15 protein-coding genes are annotated in these 18,193 nt (G+C 44.7%); 5 read left to right on the top strand and 10 right to left on the bottom strand.

What is annotated here, in order from left to right; all coding sequences use genetic code 11:
• Positions 1–279 precede the first annotated feature (279 nt).
• A complete protein-coding gene (locus GPK81_RS02965; RefSeq protein WP_021977986.1) occupies positions 280–720 on the bottom strand; it encodes a DUF1284 domain-containing protein in 441 nt (146 codons plus the stop codon).
• A complete protein-coding gene (locus tag GPK81_RS02960) occupies positions 710–1,261 on the bottom strand; it encodes a biotin transporter BioY (protein ID WP_021977987.1) in 552 nt (183 codons plus the stop codon). Before GPK81_RS02960 ends, GPK81_RS02965 begins: the two co-directional genes overlap by 11 nt.
• A 227-nt stretch (positions 1,262–1,488) precedes the next feature.
• Here GPK81_RS02960 and pduB point away from each other — a divergent pair, with 227 nt between their 5' ends.
• Positions 1,489–2,211 (top strand): microcompartment protein PduB, encoded by a 723-nt coding sequence (pduB, locus tag GPK81_RS02955; RefSeq protein WP_174087765.1) that lies wholly within the window; start codon positions 1,489–1,491, stop codon positions 2,209–2,211.
• A 192-nt stretch (positions 2,212–2,403) separates the two neighbouring features.
• Here pduB and GPK81_RS02950 read toward each other — a convergent pair whose 3' ends face one another.
• The 4 genes from GPK81_RS02950 to GPK81_RS02935 all read right to left on the bottom strand — a co-directional run bounded on the left by GPK81_RS02950 (position 2,404) and on the right by GPK81_RS02935 (position 6,832).
• The gene (locus GPK81_RS02950) at positions 2,404–3,828 is read right to left on the bottom strand and encodes a PcsB-like coiled-coil domain-containing protein (protein WP_118071287.1); all 1,425 of its coding nucleotides are present in this window, start codon (positions 3,826–3,828) and stop codon (positions 2,404–2,406) included.
• Positions 3,829–4,088: 260 nt separating this feature from the next.
• The gene (spoVG, locus tag GPK81_RS02945; RefSeq protein ID WP_118062377.1) at positions 4,089–4,385 is read right to left on the bottom strand and encodes a septation regulator SpoVG; all 297 of its coding nucleotides are present in this window, start codon (positions 4,383–4,385) and stop codon (positions 4,089–4,091) included.
• A gap of 51 nt (positions 4,386–4,436) precedes the next feature.
• On the bottom strand, positions 4,437–5,558 hold the full coding sequence (gene glgD / locus GPK81_RS02940) for a glucose-1-phosphate adenylyltransferase subunit GlgD (RefSeq protein ID WP_118062376.1): 1,122 nt from the start codon (positions 5,556–5,558) through the stop codon (positions 4,437–4,439).
• Positions 5,555–6,832 carry a glucose-1-phosphate adenylyltransferase gene (locus GPK81_RS02935; RefSeq protein WP_118062375.1) on the bottom strand — a complete coding sequence of 426 codons (1,278 nt, stop codon included), beginning with the start codon at positions 6,830–6,832 and terminating at the stop codon, positions 5,555–5,557. The genes glgD and GPK81_RS02935 overlap by 4 nt, the downstream gene beginning before the upstream one ends.
• Before the next feature lie 313 nt (positions 6,833–7,145).
• Between GPK81_RS02935 and murC the strand changes: the two genes are divergently transcribed.
• The 4 genes from murC (at position 7,146) to GPK81_RS02915 (ending at position 12,247) form a co-directional block, all read left to right on the top strand.
• Positions 7,146–8,525: a UDP-N-acetylmuramate--L-alanine ligase gene (gene murC, locus GPK81_RS02930; RefSeq protein ID WP_118169515.1), complete on the top strand. Its 1,380-nt coding sequence runs from the start codon at positions 7,146–7,148 to the stop codon at positions 8,523–8,525.
• Between the two features lie 330 nt (positions 8,526–8,855).
• Complete coding sequence (locus tag GPK81_RS02925) at positions 8,856–10,052, top strand: DnaD domain protein (protein ID WP_178705327.1); 1,197 nt, start codon at positions 8,856–8,858, stop codon at positions 10,050–10,052.
• A gap of 22 nt (positions 10,053–10,074) precedes the next feature.
• Positions 10,075–11,061 carry an ATP-binding protein gene (locus tag GPK81_RS02920; protein ID WP_021977385.1) on the top strand — a complete coding sequence of 329 codons (987 nt, stop codon included), beginning with the start codon at positions 10,075–10,077 and terminating at the stop codon, positions 11,059–11,061.
• Position 11,062: 1 nt separating this feature from the next.
• On the top strand, positions 11,063–12,247 hold the full coding sequence (locus tag GPK81_RS02915; RefSeq protein WP_118071290.1) for a ribose-phosphate pyrophosphokinase: 1,185 nt from the start codon (positions 11,063–11,065) through the stop codon (positions 12,245–12,247).
• 188 nt (positions 12,248–12,435) lie between these two features.
• Here the strand turns inward: GPK81_RS02915 and GPK81_RS02910 are convergent, their stop codons facing one another.
• From GPK81_RS02910 to GPK81_RS02895, 4 genes are all read right to left on the bottom strand, one after another.
• Complete coding sequence (locus tag GPK81_RS02910; protein WP_021977383.1) at positions 12,436–13,983, bottom strand: ATP-binding protein; 1,548 nt, start codon at positions 13,981–13,983, stop codon at positions 12,436–12,438.
• 28 nt (positions 13,984–14,011) lie between these two features.
• Complete coding sequence (locus GPK81_RS02905) at positions 14,012–15,073, bottom strand: metallophosphoesterase family protein (RefSeq protein WP_215706501.1); 1,062 nt, start codon at positions 15,071–15,073, stop codon at positions 14,012–14,014.
• Positions 15,074–15,142: 69 nt separating this feature from the next.
• Complete coding sequence (gene asnS / locus GPK81_RS02900; protein ID WP_021977381.1) at positions 15,143–16,534, bottom strand: asparagine--tRNA ligase; 1,392 nt, start codon at positions 16,532–16,534, stop codon at positions 15,143–15,145.
• Positions 16,535–16,706: 172 nt separating this feature from the next.
• Positions 16,707–18,188, bottom strand: coding sequence for an InlB B-repeat-containing protein (locus GPK81_RS02895; protein ID WP_119248094.1), 1,482 nt, complete (start codon positions 18,186–18,188; stop codon positions 16,707–16,709).
• Positions 18,189–18,193: the final 5 nt, after the last annotated feature.

The raw sequence follows: 18,193 nt of genomic DNA, 5'->3' as shown, positions 1-18,193 counted from the left end.
TCAAGCACGCTTTAGTTTGTTTAAACTAACATATCGTTATTTTATCAATGCCGGAATTATTTGTCTATACATATCTGCCAAAAACATCTCACGGTTATTGTTGTTTTTTTCTCAAGTAAAAATTATTTTCAAAATATTTCATATTATTATCTGATAATTCCAAGAAATAAAAAAAGTATATACCCCAAGACATCATTTCAGGAAATGGAACAGACATTGCCATTTCCTCCGACATTCTCAGATCATATACTTTTTATATTTCTATATTTTTGCTTTCTTTTATGCCCACCGGCTCTTCTGTTCCTCACAGATACTGTTCCACTGACAGTTTCCACAGATTTCCCTGCGCTTATCCGTCGCAAGAATCTTTTCCTGGACTGTTTTTGTAAATGCAGCAAAATCCAGCACCTGCCCTGCTTTCAATCCACATCTTTCCAGAACGGCACTGTCGTACTCCGCAACTTTGTCCCTGGCTTCGCAAATCCCATCCTGATTATTGGGACAGGCAGAACAGATTTCATCAGTATCCACATGAAGCCTTATTCTCTTTCCTGAAAGAAAAAGCTTTAACATCTCTGCCATATGCGCCGTAAATCCGCCACTGTATCCCTCTCCCTTAAAATACGCCAGGCACATACCATGATGAGGGCGCAGCGGAATAATCTTTCCCTCTGTGCCCTCATCGGAAGCATATGCCGTGGCAATGCTTTTATCTTGCATATTTACGTACCTTTCCTGATAAAACATAAGCCAGTGCGATCTTGATAAGATCCGGAATGATAAACGGGAATACGCACCAGCCAAGAACTGCCATCAGACCTACCGGACCTGTGCTTCTTGTGTAAGCAAACATAAACCATGCGGTTCCAAATGCATAGCATACGATCAGTCCAATGATCATGGAAATGATCTGAACAACCGGCTTTCTGCCAAAAACACTTTCAATGGCCCACATAACAAGTGCGGAAAAGATAAATCCGATAATATATCCACCTGCATTTCCAAGAAGAGATCCGATTCCTCCGGAAAATCCCGCAAATACCGGAACGCCTACGGCTCCAAGGAGAACGTAAACCAGGACTGCCAGAGTTCCTCTTTTTCCTCCAAGTACGCCAACTGCCATAAATACTCCGAATGTCTGCAGAGTAAACGGTACCTGTGCCGGAATGGAGATCCATGAGCAAACTGCCATCACTACTGCAAAAACCGCGATATAAACAAGATCATACGTCTTGCTTCTGGTTGCTGCCACTGTTGTCATAATAACCTAAGTCCTCTCTTTCTTTTTCTGCTTTCCCTGACGGAAAAACGTCTTACATCTTTTCCTAATGATTTCCGTCTTTTGCTGTTAATAATTTAACACAGCGTGTTTAGATTGTCAACCAATTTTCTCTCTTACAGTTTACGTTTTTTCTGCTTTCAAAATTTCTTCTCCGATGTTATACTGAAAGTAATGATTTTTCAGCCTAAAAAGGGGGATTTTTCCACATGGATATACACGATATACACAACATCAGCACCACCTGCACCCGGACAGAATTCGTGGGAACTGCAGTCCTTGACACCATCGGACTTGTGATTTCCGGAATTGACGATTCCCTTCTTCAGCAGATGAATGTGGGCACCAAATACCACTGTCTCGGGCTTTTCAGTTCCCGTACAGGTGCTGCAGGCCAGATCACCGCCATTGACGATGCAGTAAAAGCAACCAACACAGAAGTGCTTTCCATTGAACTTCCAAGAGATACGAAAGGCTGGGGCGGACACGGAAACTACATTGTACTTGGCGGAAATGACGTATCCGATGTACGCCACGCCATTTCAATGGCCCTGGAACTGACCAACAAAAATGCCGGCGAAGTTTACATCAGCGAATCCGGACATCTGGAATTTGCTTTTTCTGCCAGCGCAGGCCCTGCGATTCATAAAGCCTTTGGTACACCACTTGGGGAAGCATTCGGATTTATGGCAGGCTCTCCCGCCGCGATCGGACTTGTTATGGCTGACAATGCCGTAAAATCTGCAGCTGTATCCATCACAAAATACATGACACCAGATATCGGTACCAGCCATTCCAACGAAGTGATCATCGCCATCTCCGGTGACGCCAGTGCTGTAAAAGCAGCTGTACTGGAGGGCCGTCAGACAGGGCTTGAACTCCTCATCGGCATGGGAACCTATCCGGAGATTCCAGGTATCCCATACCTGTAAAAATTTCCTGCATTCTTTTTTCAACACCCGGATAACAAGACAGGGCCTCTTATTTTTTAACCAAATCAAGCAAGTAGCGAAGCGGATTGCGAATATCCGCTTGACCCTTATTACTGCAAAAAGCGCCACAGAAGATCGTAACACGATCCTGTGGCGCTGCTTTCGTTTTATATATTTTCTCCTCTGTCAGAATCAGCCAACCTGATATACATCTGCAGACTGAAGTCCGAAGCTTAATGCCTCCTCATGGCTTCCGCAGTAGATATCCACATGTCCATAAGGAGTTCCAAGATCCTCTACCGTATACACATTACCATTGATCAGAAGCTTGGTTCCAAAAGGTACTCCTGCCATTGCAACTGTACGTCCTGCTGTCGGAACTGTACCACTGGCTGTAAGATTGCCTGCTGTACCACAGCACTGTGCACAGTTACAGTATGCTGTCAGTGTAAAGTTTCCAAGGTAGGTCCCCTGGCTGGAAGAACCGGAATCTGAAGTATCTGCCGCTGTATCTGAAGTATCTGCAGATGCATCAGAAGTATCCTCATAACTCTCATCTGTATCTTCTGATGCGCCACCAGCCTGTGCCTCGTCTTCCTCCGCATCCTCTTCCTCTACAACCACATCGGAACTTGTAGAACTGCTGGAAGATTCTGTAGTATCCTCATCCGGATCATATCCATAATCATCATAATTATCTCCTGCATCTTCAGAACTGCTGTCAGAAGAAGAATTGTCTGTATCTTCGTAACTGCTGTCAGAAGAAGCATCTTCTGTATTCTGCGCTTTTTCCTCTTCTGCCGCTTTCGCTGCAGCCTGTCGTTCAGCTTCCGCTGCCGCTTCGGCCCTGGCTTTCTCTTCTGCAGCTTTCTCAGCTTCTGCCTGCTGCACCAGTGCAGTAATATTACTGTCCGCATTACTGATATCTGCCATCAGCTGCTGTGCCTCTTCCTGGCTGGCGCTGATCTGATCTACATAAGAATTGATATCATCACTTGTACTTGCCGCCATGGACTGTACTTCCTGCTGCTTGGATGCACGCTCAGTCATCAGATTATCAATCTCTGCTGATTCTGTCTCTACCTTCTTCTCATTCTCCTGGATATTCTTCTGGAGGCTGACATATTTATCCAGCATATTTCTGTCATATGTAGAAATCTGGATCGCATTCTCCGCGCGGTTCAGAAATTCTGCAAGGCTCTCGGATGAGAGCAGTGTCTCCAATGCAGAAGTACCTGCATTCTCATACATATATGCGATTCGGAGTTTCATGGATTCATACTGATCCGCTGAAGCCTTCTTCGCCTTCTCAAGTTCTGTTTTTACTTTATTTAATTCGTCTTCCTTCTCAGCAGCCTGGATACTCAGTTCAGAAATGCTGTTGGTAAGATCTTCATACTGTGCGTTTAAATCGGCCAGATAGCTCTCCAGCTCCTGCTTCTTGCTCTCAAGGCTTCCGATGCTGTTCTGTACCTGTGCAAGTCCCTCCTGTGCGGCCTGTTTCTCCGCCTGAGCTTCTGCGATCGCAGCGTCTGTACCTGATGCATATACAGTGCTTCCCATGGAAAGGGTGAGCATACCTGTCAGCAGTAATGTGAAAACTTTTCTATTCTTCATATAAACACCTTTCGTCCTTTCATGGGTTATAGTATAACACATTTTTCACAGAAAGCAATACTTTTATTTTATTTCTGTAACAAATACGTAATAATTGAAATTTCTATGCAACAAAAGCACACCAAAAAAGCTGCTGTTTTGCAGATTTTCCACGCAAAACAGCAGCTTTTATTTATCTTATCCTATGCAGTCTCAATTCCCAAGTTGTCAGCTATGCGGATCTTTCTCCGCTGTCATTGCCATACACCCTAAGGCTGTGTCTACTCTGCAGCCTCCATAAGAACTTCATTCTCAGCTTCTTCAGCCATTACTTCCTGATACTTGTCCAGGATGAGCTTCTGGATCCGCTCTCTTGTTGCAGAGTTAATCGGATGCGCGATATCGCGGTACTCTCCGTCACTTGCCTTACGGCTTGGCATTGCGATAAACAGACCTTTCTCTCCTTCGATCACCTTAATGTCATGTACCACAAACTCATCATCTATAGTAACCGACACAACGGCCTTCATTTTCCCTTCTTTTGCTACCTTTCTCACACGTACATCTGTAATATTCATTGTTACTTGCCCCTTTCATTTCGCTAAACATATCTGCGGGAATTTCTGCATTTACAATACGTAGCGCTCGTTTTTCTCCACGACGATCTTTACTTCTCCTTCTTCGCCGCAGTAATATGAATTCGCCCGGATAGTATCCCGGCTCTCAACAATGCAATTCTCAATGTGCGTATTATCTCCAAGGTATACGTCATTAAGGATCACAGAGTTTTTGATCACACAGTTATTGCCTACAAATACATCTCTGAACAGAACAGAATTCTCCACGGTTCCATTGATAATACATCCGCTGGATATCAGACTGTTCTTCACAGTTGCTCCCGGATTATATTTTGCCGGTGGCACGTCTGCAATTTTGGTTTTGATCGCAGGCTCCTGCTTGAAGAAATAATTGCGGATCTCCGGTTTCAGAAAATCCATGTTTGTCTGGTAATAAGCCTCTGCAGTAGAGATGTTATTCCAGTAGGTATCGATCTTATATCCATAAATTCTCTTCAGATTCTTATATCGGATGAGAATATCATTTACAAAATCATGTCTTCCCTCCTGGGCGGCACGTTCGATCAGCTCGATCAGCTGTCTCCTGCGGATGACATAGATACCTGTAGACACTGTATTATAAGAAGAAACAATCGGTTTCTCCTCAAATTCCTCGATCCGGCAGTCCTCATTCATGCGGAGGACACCAAATCTCTCAACCTGACTCTGATCCTGGCATGTGGTACATACAACGGTAACGTCTGCACGTTTTGCAATATGATACTCCAGAACTTTATTGTAATCCAGCTTGTAGATTCCATCGCCGGAAGCAATTACAACATACGGTTCATGGCTGTTCTTAAGGAAAGTCAGATTCTGATAAATCGCATCAGCAGTTCCCTGATACCATAAACTGTTGTCTCTGGTAATGGTTGGCGTAAAAACATAAAGCCCTCCCTGCTTTCTTCCGAAATCCCACCATTTGGATGAGCTTAAATGCTCATTGAGGGAACGGGCATTATACTGTGTCAGCACAGCAACCTTCTGGATATGTGAATTCGCCATGTTACTGAGGGCAAAATCGATCGCGCGGTAGCTTCCTGCAATAGGCATCGCCGCAATCGCTCTTTTGTTTGATAATTCTCTCATACGGTTATTGTTACCGCCTGCCAAAATAATACCTATCGCTCTCATTCTTTCCCACCGTCCTTTGCTGCAATTACCTGGCCAGCTGCCAGCTCTCCGTCAGGGTAGTCTTCCTTCGTTGTAACGCCTGAGATGGCGGTATTCTTACCGATCTTAACATTGTCCGGAATCACGCTGTTTTCTCCGATTGCCGCAAGGCCGAAGGAATATACGGCAGGTTTCAGAACATTCGGTGCTTCCTCACCACAACCGATCACAACATTGTTTCCTACAACAACGTCCTCTGCCACAATGGCTTTATCCATAACAACATTCTCACCAACAGATGTGTTCTTCATGATAATGGAATCACGGATCACACTTCCCCTGCCGATAACAACATTCGGACCGATCACCGAATTATGTACTTCACCATAGACTTCCGTCCCCTCACCAATGATGCACTTATCCACAACTGCATCTTCGGAAATGTACTGCGGCGGAATCACATCCCCCTTGGTGTAAATCCTCCAGAATTCTTCATAAAGATTAAACTCCGGAATGATGTCGATCAGCTCCATATTTGCTTCCCAGTAAGAACCAAGTGTTCCAACATCTTTCCAGTAGCCATTGTACTCATAGGCAAAAAGACGCTGGCCTTTTTCCTTACAATACGGAAGAATATGTTTACCAAAATCACATCCGTTCTGATCTTTCAATGCGATCAGCGCATCCTTAAGAACCGGCCATGAGAAAATATAAATACCCATAGACGCAAGATTACTGCTTGGATGCTCCGGTTTCTCCTCAAACTCAGTAATACGGTTACTCTCATCAGTGACCATAATACCAAAACGGCTGGCTTCCTCGATCGGAACAGGCATACATGCAATGGTAATATCTGCCTTGTTCGCCTTGTGGAAATCCAGCATCACTTCGTAATCCATCTTATAAATATGGTCACCGGAAAGGATCAGTACGTAGTCTGGATTATACTGCTCCATATAAGCCAGATTCTGATAAATCGCATTGGCAGTTCCTGTATACCATTCACTGCTTGTACTCTTCTCATATGGAGGAAGGACTGTAACACCACCTTCATTGCGGTCCAGATCCCACGGAATACCAATCCCAATATGTGTATTCAGGCGGAGCGGCTGGTACTGTGTCAGCACACCCACCGTATCAATTCCCGAGTTAATACAATTGCTCAGTGGAAAATCGATGATACGATATTTACCACCAAAAGCGACTGCCGGCTTTGCAACCTTTTCTGTCAAAACTCCTAACCTGCTGCCTTGCCCACCGGCCAAGAGCATGGCAATCATCTCTTTCTTAATCATGCGATCACCTCTTGTATGTTATGATTATTTAATTATAGCATACTTTACCGTATTAGTGAACATTTTTTACAATTATTTTGATTGTGTTTTACTTTTTTTATCGCTATTGTATACCACGAATTGGTAAGACTTGTCGTTTTTTTCGTTCTTCTGGTAATTTTCAACATTTTTTGATATTATTTTCTGGTTACTTTTATATTCCACAGAGAAGCATTTTTTTAGCCAAAAGTACCACTTTTCAATTGTTTCTGTTGGCGTTATAATAAAGCAGACAAAAGAACCCCGAAAATAACATATATATAAGGAGATTATTATGTATCAGATAGACTTTCATAAACCGCTTCATATTCATTTTATCGGTATCGGCGGCATCAGCATGAGCGGCCTTGCCGAGATCCTTCTTGAGGAAAACTTCCGTATCTCCGGTTCCGATGCCAAAGCCAGTCCTCTTACACGTACACTCGAGGAACGTGGTGCCGTCATCTACTACGGACAGCGTGCAGCCAATATCAAAGATGATGTCGATGTGGTTGTCTACACAGCAGCGATCCATCCGGACAACCCGGAATTTGCCTGTGCAAAAGAAAAAGGGCTCCCAATGCTCACACGTGCGGAACTTCTCGGCCAGATCATGCGTAACTACGATACACCGATCGCCATTTCCGGTACCCACGGAAAAACCACCACAACTTCCATGGTTTCCCACATCCTTCTTGAGGGCGACTGTGACCCCACTATCAGTGTAGGCGGAATCCTTCCTGCCATCCACGGGAATATCCGTGTCGGCAACTCTGAAACTTTCGTCACAGAAGCATGTGAATATACCAACAGCTTCCTGAGCTTCTTCCCTAAGATCAGCGTGATCCTGAACATGGATGCCGACCATCTGGACTTCTTCAAGGATATTGACGATATCCGTCATTCCTTCCGGAAATTTGCTGAGCTTCTTCCGTCTGACGGAACTCTGATCATCAATGCTGATACACCGGAATACGAGACTATTACCCGTGGCCTTCCATGTCATGTTCTCACCTATGGTCTGGAGCATGAGGCAGATTATACAGCCGCAGATATCACCTGGGATAAATACGGACATCCTTCCTTCTCCGTTCTCTTCCAGGGCAAAAAAATCGGCAGCTATTACCTTCGTGTACCGGGCATCCACAATGTTTCCAACGCATTGGCTGCCATTGCCGTAGGACGCCTTCTGGAACTTCCGGATGAGGTAATTGTCAAAGGCCTCGGAAGCTTTACAGGCACAGACCGTCGTTTCCAGTACAAGGGAGAAATCGGCGGCGTTACCATCATTGATGACTACGCACATCATCCAACAGAAATCGAAGCTACCCTTCACGCAGCGAAGAATTATCCGCATCAGAAAGTATGGTGTGTATTCCAGCCTCATACCTACACACGTACCAAGGCTCTTCTTCCTGAATTTGCAAAAGCCCTGACTCTGGCTGACCACGTTGTACTGGCTGATATTTATGCCGCACGTGAAACAGACGATCTTGGTATTTCTTCCCAGGATCTCCAGAAACAAATCCAGGAACTTGGAACCCCCTGCGAATATTTTCCGACTTTTGATGAAATCGAGAGCTTCCTCTTAAAAAGTTGTGCACATGGTGATCTGTTGATAACTATGGGCGCCGGAGACGTTGTAAACATTGGAGAACACCTCCTCGGAAAATAGTTATCCACATTATCCACATGCTTATGCACATTCCAGACGTGCCTGGCATGTGGATTTTTTTGTGCATAACCCACTTGACATAATTCAACGGCCAAATTCCACAAATACCGCATTTTCCCTGTAAAATCGAGGTTTTTATTAGTTGCTGATAATTTTATCCTCAAGGTTATCCACATTTTCCACATTTTCCACATGCTAATTGGTGCACAACCTCTGTGAAAATAAACTATTCTCAAGTAAAAGTGGTTGTGCTATAATCCTTTTTAGCAAACGCGGACTTTTAAATACCACATGACCATTGAAGAAAACAAAGAAAGGGAGCTGCTGATCATGAGCCTGATTTCACTTCAGAATTCCTCTGAACTGGAGGTAACGATTCTTTCCAATCGTTTTATTGACAATTTCATGCCTCGCGCCAATGGAGAATTCGTGAAAGTATATATCTATCTTCTCCGGGCAGTATCTTCTTCTCCTTCTTCTTTCAGTCTGGAGCATATGGCGGATCGCCTTTTCTGCACAGAAAGGGATATTTTCCGTGCACTGAAATACTGGGAAGGTGAGAAAATACTCTCATTAACTTATACCACAGACCGACAGCTTTCCGGAATCACTTTACTGGAACCTTTTGCGGATGCCGGTCATATGGAAAGCAGTGCTTCCAGTGAGAACATTTTTTCCACCGCCGGAACTTCCTCATCGCCAGTTTCCGCCCAGATGGCAGCCGGTATTTCACAGCCTGTGGCTCTTACCGGTTCAGCCCCAAAAAATGTCTCCCTCAGTTCCAGTAATTCTGCTGTTTCCGGCGGTACTTCTTCAGAACTTTCAACCTCTGCGGACTACATCCGCAGCCTTACACCTGACCACATCAGCGAACTGAAACAGAATGAAGAGGTCAGTCAGCTGCTTTATATTGCCGAACAATATCTGGCCAAGACGCTGACTCCTACAGAAATGCAGAAGATTTTTTTCTTCTACGATGAGCTCCATATGTCCGCAGACCTTATTGAATATCTGGTGGAATACTGTGTTTCCAGGGGCCGCAAGAGCATGCGTTATATCGAAACTGTTGCCCTTGCCTGGACCAGGGACGGTGTCACTACAGTTGAAATGGCCCGTGATGCCAGCTCCCGTTTTTCCAAAGATTATTACACGATCCTGAAAGCAATGGGAATCAGTGGACGTAATCCTGTAGAAAATGAGATCAGTTACATCGATACCTGGCGTAAGACCTACGGCTTTGATCTGGAACTGATCCAGGAAGCCTGCAGCCGTACTGTTCTCTCCACCGGCCAGCCAAGTTTCCAGTATGCAGACAAAATACTTTCCGGTTGGAAAAAGAAAAACGTACATACGCTGGAAGATGTCCGGCTTCTGGATGCCGAACACAAGAAACGTCAGCTTGAGAAAGCAGTTTCCCGTAAGAAGCAGCCTGCGGCTCAGTCCCAGAGCAATAACCGCTTCAATAACTTTCACCAGCGTGATTATGATTTTACAGAATATGAGAAACGTCTTTTAAATAACCAGTAACAGAAACTGGAAGGAGCTTTTTATGCCTTTACAGAATTTTCAGTATGATACTATAATGAGAGAATACAGCCGCAGGCAGGCACAGAATCACCGGATTCTGGAGAAACGCACTGCCGAGGCCTACGGAAAGATCCCCCGCCTGAAGGAAATTGATGACGAGGTGGCTACATTAAGTGCTGATAAAGTACGGCGTCTCCTGAACAGAGAAGAAAAGGGTACCGCAGATCTGAAAGCCGCCATTCAGGAACTTTCCGATGAGCGCATCACCCTTCTTGTTGCCAACGGCTTCCCCGGAGATTATCTGGAGATGCCTTATACCTGTCCTGCCTGCCAGGACACCGGCTATATTGGCAGCAAAAAATGCACCTGTTTCAAGAAAGCCGAGATCGAACTGCTCTATGCACAGTCCAATCTGAACGAAATTCTCGAAAAAGAAAATTTTGACAGCTTTTCATTTGACTATTATTCTGCTACAATAAAAAACGAAGCCACAGGACTGTCTGCCCTGGAAACAGCCAGACGGGCCTATGATACTGCACAGCGTTTTGTGCAGAACTTCGACCATAAATTTGAAAACCTGTTTTTGTATGGCGATACCGGTGTTGGAAAAACTTTTCTTTCACACTGCATCGCACGGGAGCTTCTCAGATCCACACACTGCGTCCTGTACTTTTCAGCCTATGATCTTTTTGATATGATGGCTGCAAATTCTTTTTCCAGAAAAGATACCGGCACGGATGAGGAACTGATCTATGACTGTGATCTTCTGATCATTGATGACCTGGGAACGGAACTTACCAACAGTTTCGTATCCTCGCAGCTTTTTCTCTGTCTCAATGAACGGATCATGCGCAGGAAATCCACGATCATTTCCACGAATCTGACGCTCAAAAATTTCTCGGATACCTATTCCGAGAGAACATTTTCCCGAATTGCCAGCAACTATCAGATGATATCGCTGATCGGGAAAGACATCCGTATACAGAAAATATTTTTAGGAGGAAATTAAAATGGCACAGGTAACTACAAAAGATTTTTCCACACTCCCGGTAGGAAGACTTGGACTGATTCCCCTTCAGAGCTGCAGCTCATTAGGTGCGAAGGTGAACGATTGGCTGGTTAAATGGCGTGCCGAAAGACAGTATCCTGGAATGGATTCCTTCGCATTCGAGGGATACAAACGTGATTCTTACATCATCGATGCCAAGACTCCACGTTTCGGCTCCGGCGAAGGTAAATGTACCATCAATGAGTCTGTCCGCGGTGATGACATCTACGTTATGGTAGATGTAACTAACTATAGCTTGTCCTATCCGATCGGACCTTACACGAATCTTATGTCCCCGGATGATCATTTCCAGGATATGAAGCGTGTTATCGCCGCTGTCGGCGGAAAAGCCCGCAGAGTCAATGTGATCATGCCATATCTCTATGAGAGCCGCCAGGACAAACGTGTCGGAAGAGAGTCTCTTGACTGTGCCAATGCACTTCATGAGCTGATCGATATGGGTGTTGAGAATATCATTACCTTTGATGCACATGATTCCCGTGTACAGAACGCAACTCCTCTTCACGGATTTGAGACTGTACAGCCATCCTACCAGTTCATCAAGGCTCTTCTTAAAAATGAAAAGGGTCTCCACATCGACAAGGATCATTTCATGACGATCAGCCCGGACGAGGGAAGCATGAGCCGTGCAATCTATCTTGCCAACGTTCTGGGTGTTGATATGGGTATGTACTACAAACGTCTGGATTACTCAAAATATGTAAACGGCCGTCATCCGATCGCTGCATATGAATTCCTCGGACCGAAGATCGAAGGCAAGGATATGATCCTCATCGATGATATGATCTCTTCCGGTGATACAATCCTGAAAATCGCTTCTCTCCTGAAAGAGAAAGGTGCAGGTAAGGTTTACATCTGCTCTACATTCGGATTCTTCACAGACGGTCTTGATAAATTCGATGATGCTTACAAAAAAGGCTACTTCGACAAACTCCTCACTACCAACCTGGTTTACCAGGCACCGGAGCTTCTTGAGAAGCCATACTACATCAGCTGTGATATGAGCAAATACATCGCACTGATCATTGATACCCTGAATCATGATACTTCTGTCAGCCACCTCCTGAATCCGGTAGACAGAATTAAACGCTGTGTAGCAAACTACATGAGCCAGTATGAGAAATAAATAATAATTTACAGGCGGCTGCATTTTCAGGATCACAGACTGATCCGCTGGAAACGCAGCCGCTTTTTAACCAAATCAAGTAAGTCCCCTGTGGCTTTTACGAATATCCACCTGACTTCTACATAAAAAAAGCAAAGCGGATATTTATTCCCCGCTTTGCCATATATTCCATAAAATTTCATAAAAATCTACATGGGAAGTTTCTGATATGGAATTCCTTCCTTATCCAGGATCTCCATTTCTCTCTTGTGGCAGGTACTTATGATCACCTGTCGTTCTTCTTTGTGAAGCCAGCGAAGAGCTGCTGCAAGACGTTCTTCATCATACATCCCAAACACATCATCCAGGATCACCGGAAACGGTTCTTCTTTGCAGAAAAGTTCACCTGCCGCCATACGAAGGGCAAAATAGATCTGTTCAAGAGTACCTCTGCTCAGACGTTCAATGGAAACCGTCCTCTCTCCGGTATTCACAGACATATGTAATTCCTCATCCATCAGAACTTCCCGGTACTTTCCTCCCGTAATCTCACTTAAGATCTGTGAAGTGCGCTGTTTCAGGCGAACTCCCACCTGATCTGTAATATTCCCGGAAAGTGCCTCTATCGTTTCCATAGCCATATTTAAAGCCTGAATCTCTGTTTCTTCCGGAGTAAGTACCTCTGTATTCTCTTCACACTCCTGAAGTTCTGCCTGAAGATTGGAAAGTGCAGTATGTTTTTCTTCGTGATCACTGTCCAGACTGTTCCGGTTCCAGGTCAGCTCATCGTGTCTGGAAAGCCATCGTTCTCTCTGGCGTTCCCTCCTGTTCAGCTCCCTGCTCAGACGAACACGGAAGAACAGAGCAGCTACCGTTATCCCCGCTGTCAGCACACCGGTAAGGATACTCAGGATCAGCTGGCTGGAAAAAGCGGCCAGACATCCGGTTCCGGCAATACCTGCCAGCAATACAACTGCCAGAACCGCCCCGTTAAGCTCCCGTCGTCTTTTTACCCGATCGATCCGGAGTTCCAGAAGATCTTCGGTACTCTTATCTCTGGTTCCCATATTCATTCCATCCTGCTGCTGCGTGATCCTGTCTCTTTTTTCATCCAGCTCCCTGATTTCTTTACGGATATACTCTATATTTGCAGAAATTTTTTCTTTTTCTTTTTCGAGGTCTTTTTTACGGCGGGCCGCCTCTGTCAGATATCCTTTTCTGGACATTTTCAACATCTGCATGGCACGTCCCATATCAACAGAGCTGTCGCCGGTTCCCTGATAGCTGGCCATATAATTCTGCAATTCACGGACAAGATCCTTTCCGGTAACACTTTTCAGCTGTGCCACGGATACGGTATTATCATAGACCGCCTCACTTACATTTCCGAGAACAGACTCAAGAGCTCCCTGTTCCGCATCCACAAGGCTTCCGTCATCTTCACAGAGAAGTTCTCCCATTTTCTTTTCTTTATAAAAATTTCTTGTAAGGCGATAATTCTTTCCTTTACTTGTAAACCACATGATCCCACCATATTCGGCAGGATTTTCCCAGGGTTCATATTTCGTATAAGTATCATTCTGTGCAGCTTTGCCACGGAGTCTGCGGACACCGTAAAACATGGATCGTATAAATGTATGCGTCGTTGTCTTACCGCTCTCGTTTTCTCCGTAAAGCACATTGATCCCGGGAATAAGCTCCATATCCCTGTTCCGGATCTTCCCGAAATTTTTTATTTTCAAACGTCTGATAACCATCTTGCGCTATCCTCCCGTGCTGTCCCTTTTACCGCCTGCTTCCGGTTTCAAGCAATGCCTGAAGACCATAATACAGTGCCTTTTTTTCTACCGTATCCATTCTGCCCTTTGCGAGAAAATAGCCGATATAATCACCGATCAGCGTACCACTGTAGCGTTTATAAAGCTCTTCCAGATCATATGCAGGCCAGGACTCATCCACAACATCGGTAATATTACCCAGACTCTTTAATTTCTCCGGAATCAGCAGAAGATCCGGCGAACGTATTCCCTGCAGAATAATGCGGTAAATATTACGCCCTCCCCGGCGGAATATCTGAGATTTCACAGCCTCTTCCAGCGATATCTGTGTCGTCTCTTCATGAAGCGGCATCACAAGCTGCTGATAAGACCGGCAGGCAAAAGGTACAAATTCTGTGCGGATACGACCGTTTACTACCCGTCCCTCCATATATCCATGTTCTCCGGTATCATTTCTGTCTATCGGTTCCAGAGCTCCGGAAAAAGCAGCCTGATCGCGGATCAGGATCTGTGGCTTGTGAATGTGTCCCAGTGCCACATAATCAAAGCCTGCTGCTGCCAGGGAAGCTGCACTAAGCGGAATGTGTTTCTCATCTCCGCCATGTGCAAGAAGAATATGGATTCCCTCCTCCTGCACCGGTACCGCCTTGTCATACAGGCCTTCTCTGATCTCACGGTCGTAATAGCTGAGTCCATACACATAGACATCCAGCTCCGGGTCCTTGACACAGGTCAGTTCTCTGTTTTTGAAAAAAGTCACATTGGAATTCCACTCAAAAGTACGATAAAAAGAATCACGGCTGATAAAATCATGGTTTCCTGCCATAAGATACACTCTGGTATCCGGAATAGTAGAAAACAGATAATTCACTTCCTTAAGTTCTCTCATAAGCGGCTGACGGTGGAACAGATCTCCGGATATAAATAACAAATCCACCGGGTCTTCGCGGATACCCGCAATAACCCGGCGGAAAGTGCTCCAGATCTCTTCCTCCCGCTCTTTGCTCCATGGGCATCCCCTGTCAGGAACAGCTCCCAGATGCAAGTCTGCAAGATGAATAAATCTCATGATGTTCTCCCCTGTGTATCAGTTACACATAGTCAATACTTATTGTCAGTTCCTCTCTGAGGTCTGTGATCAAAGATCGCAGTTCTTTACAGTTCTCGGGAATGGAATTACGTCGCGGATGTTACCCATACCTGTAAGGTACATTACACATCTCTCAAAACCAAGACCAAATCCGGAATGACGTGTAGAACCATATTTACGGAGATCCAGATAGAAATCATAATCCTCCGGTTTCAGGCCAAGCTCGTCCATACGTGCTTTCAGCTTACCATAGTCATCCTCTCTCTGGCTTCCTCCGATAATCTCTCCGATTCCCGGTACCAGGCAATCCATAGCAGCAACAGTCTTTCCATCCTCATTGAGTTTCATATAGAAGGCTTTGATTTCCTTCGGATAATCGGTAACAAATACCGGTCTCTTATAAATCTGCTCTGTCAGATAGCGCTCATGCTCTGTCTGAAGATCGCATCCCCAGAATACCTTGTAATCAAATTTGTCGTTGTTCTTCTCAAGGATCTCAACAGCTTCTGTATAAGTTACATGTGCGAATTCAGAATTAAGCACATGGTTCAGTCTGTCAAGAAGCCCCTTGTCCACGAAGGAATTGAAGAAGTTCATTTCCTCCGGTGCATTCTCAAGAACGTAACGGATCACATATTTCAGCATAGCCTCCGCAAGTTCCATGTCATCCTGAAGATCCGCAAACGCACACTCCGGCTCGATCATCCAGAACTCAGCAGCATGACGGGTTGTATTGGAGTTCTCTGCACGGAAAGTCGGTCCGAATGTATAAATATTACGAAATGCCTGTGCAAAAGTCTCACCATTCAGCTGTCCACTTACGGTAAGATTGGTCTCCTTTCCAAAGAAATCCTGTGAATAATCAACCTTTCCGTCTTCTGTCATCGGCATATTCGCAGGATCCAGTGTCGTTACCTGGAACATCTCTCCAGCACCCTCACAGTCACTTCCTGTGATCAGTGGTGTATGCACATAAACAAATCCTCTTTCCTGGAAGAATTTATGGATTGCATATGCACAGAGAGAACGCACACGGAATACAGCCTGGAAGGTGTTTGTTCTCGGTCTTAAATGTGTCATGGTTCTTAAATACTCAAGGCTGTGACGTTTCTTCTGCAGCGGATAATCCGGTGCGGAGCTACCCTCTACAAATACCTCTGTCGCCTGGATTTCAAATGGCTGCTTTGCCTGTGGGGTAGCTACCAGTGTACCTTTTACAATGATGGCTGCTCCAACGTTCAGCTTGGAAACCTCTGCGAAATTCTCCATGTTATCATGATATACGATCTGAAGAGTTTCAAAAAAGCTTCCATCATGGAGTACGATGAATCCAAAAGCCTTGGAATCACGAACGCTTCGTACCCATCCGCCTACCGTGATCTCTTTATCAAGATACTGCTCACGGTTTCTGTAAATTTCTTTCACTGTTGTCAGTTCCATAATCTATACCTCATTCCTCATATTCAGGATTACACGTCCCTGCGGACCTCCAAATGTCCGTATCGAATTAAGTATAGACTATTCTTATGGTTCGTGCAAGGAGTAATTGCCCTAATACACAGAAAAATCCCGCATACCGGAAGCAGTCCGGTACACGGGATCATATGCCTGATCAGTAGATTGATGCATCAATGCTTCCTGTGTTCAGATATGTGATACAGTAATAATAAATTCTCTTAAATGTTTTGGTCGTGTAATGCAGTCCGTCATCAGAAGCAGCATCCGTTCCGGAATAAGAGGAATTCGTTCCGTAGCCCTTCTTCATCAGTACACTGTAAGTATCAATATACTTATAATTCAGTGAAAGTCCGGAGTGGATCTTACTGTTAAACTCTCTTACCTGCGCTTCTGTACGTGCACCTTTTCCTGCTTTCGTGATCATAACACTGTTGATCGGATTGACAGACATGTAAAACAGTTTACAGTTTTTGCTCTTCAGTGTAGAAGCAATGTCGGACATATAACTGATGTAATTGCTGATGTTTGCCATGTCGTTGATGCCCAGATTGAAAACAACCGCAATCGGTTTGCTTCCTTTGGTTTTGTTGATTTCGTTTATAAGCTGAGTATATCCTGTGCTCTGAAACCAGCTAAGTCCCTGTCCGGCTTTTGCAATAAAAGAAACATCGCTGGTCACGGAACTGCTTACCTGTTTATTCAGAGTTGCCTTCATTCCTGCAGTACGGGAATCTCCTACGAAGATCACCTTACTGTACTTCATTCCAATGGCAGGTTTTGACATATTTGCAGAACTGATATCTTTTTCCATTGTACGGTTGAACACCGTTGCATAAAGGGTCGTAGTCTTGCTTATTTTAACCAGCTCTCCGGCTTCATAATCCGGCGATGTTGCAGATCCTGTACGTCTGGTTTTTGACCATCCCATGAATGTATAACCCGTTGCATTGGAAGCTGACGGAAGCTTCAGGTATCCGTCTTTACCAAGTGTTACTGTTTTCCATACGCTTCCATTTGCTTTACAGAGATTCACACTTACAGACTGCATCTGTACTGCATAGTACTTGATATTTCTACTGATCTTAATCTTTGTTCCAGCCTTCTTTGCAGTGGATGTCTTTCCATTTACTGTCGTAGACCATCCAAGGTTCACATAGCCCGATCTGGATGGCACTGTCGGGAGAGTATAATAAGTGCCCTCTTCTACTTTTTTCTGAAGTTTCCGATATGTGGAATTACTGCTTCCATTTCCCAGATAAAAGCTTACTGTATAATACCTGCTTTTTCTGCGGACTGCGTACAGATTCATATCCCTGGTGACTTTTACACTTGCTCCGGCTTTATATACCACTTTGGTACTGCCTTTCTGTGTCGTCCACCCAAGATTCTGATATCCGACTGCCTTCGGAACACTTGGAAGCTTAATCGTGGTATTTAATGTTACGTTTCTTGTCAACGCTGTATATGTTTTGCTTTTGCTGGTACCTGAATTATTATTAAACTTCACAGTATAGACCATTTTGGCTGCCGATACTTTCTGGGAAGCTGCCGGCATTATGATCAGTGCTGCTGCGAAAAGTGCCAGCAAAAGCCACTTCATGTAAAAGGCTTTTCCGGTTCTTTCTGTTTTTTTCATTTAAA

This window comes from Blautia sp. MCC283, from assembly GCF_018785565.1.
Classification (GTDB): Bacteria; Bacillota; Clostridia; order Lachnospirales; family Lachnospiraceae; genus Blautia_A.
The sequence above is the reverse complement of the archived record's forward strand: the minus strand, read 5'-3'. Positions and strand labels throughout refer to the sequence as shown.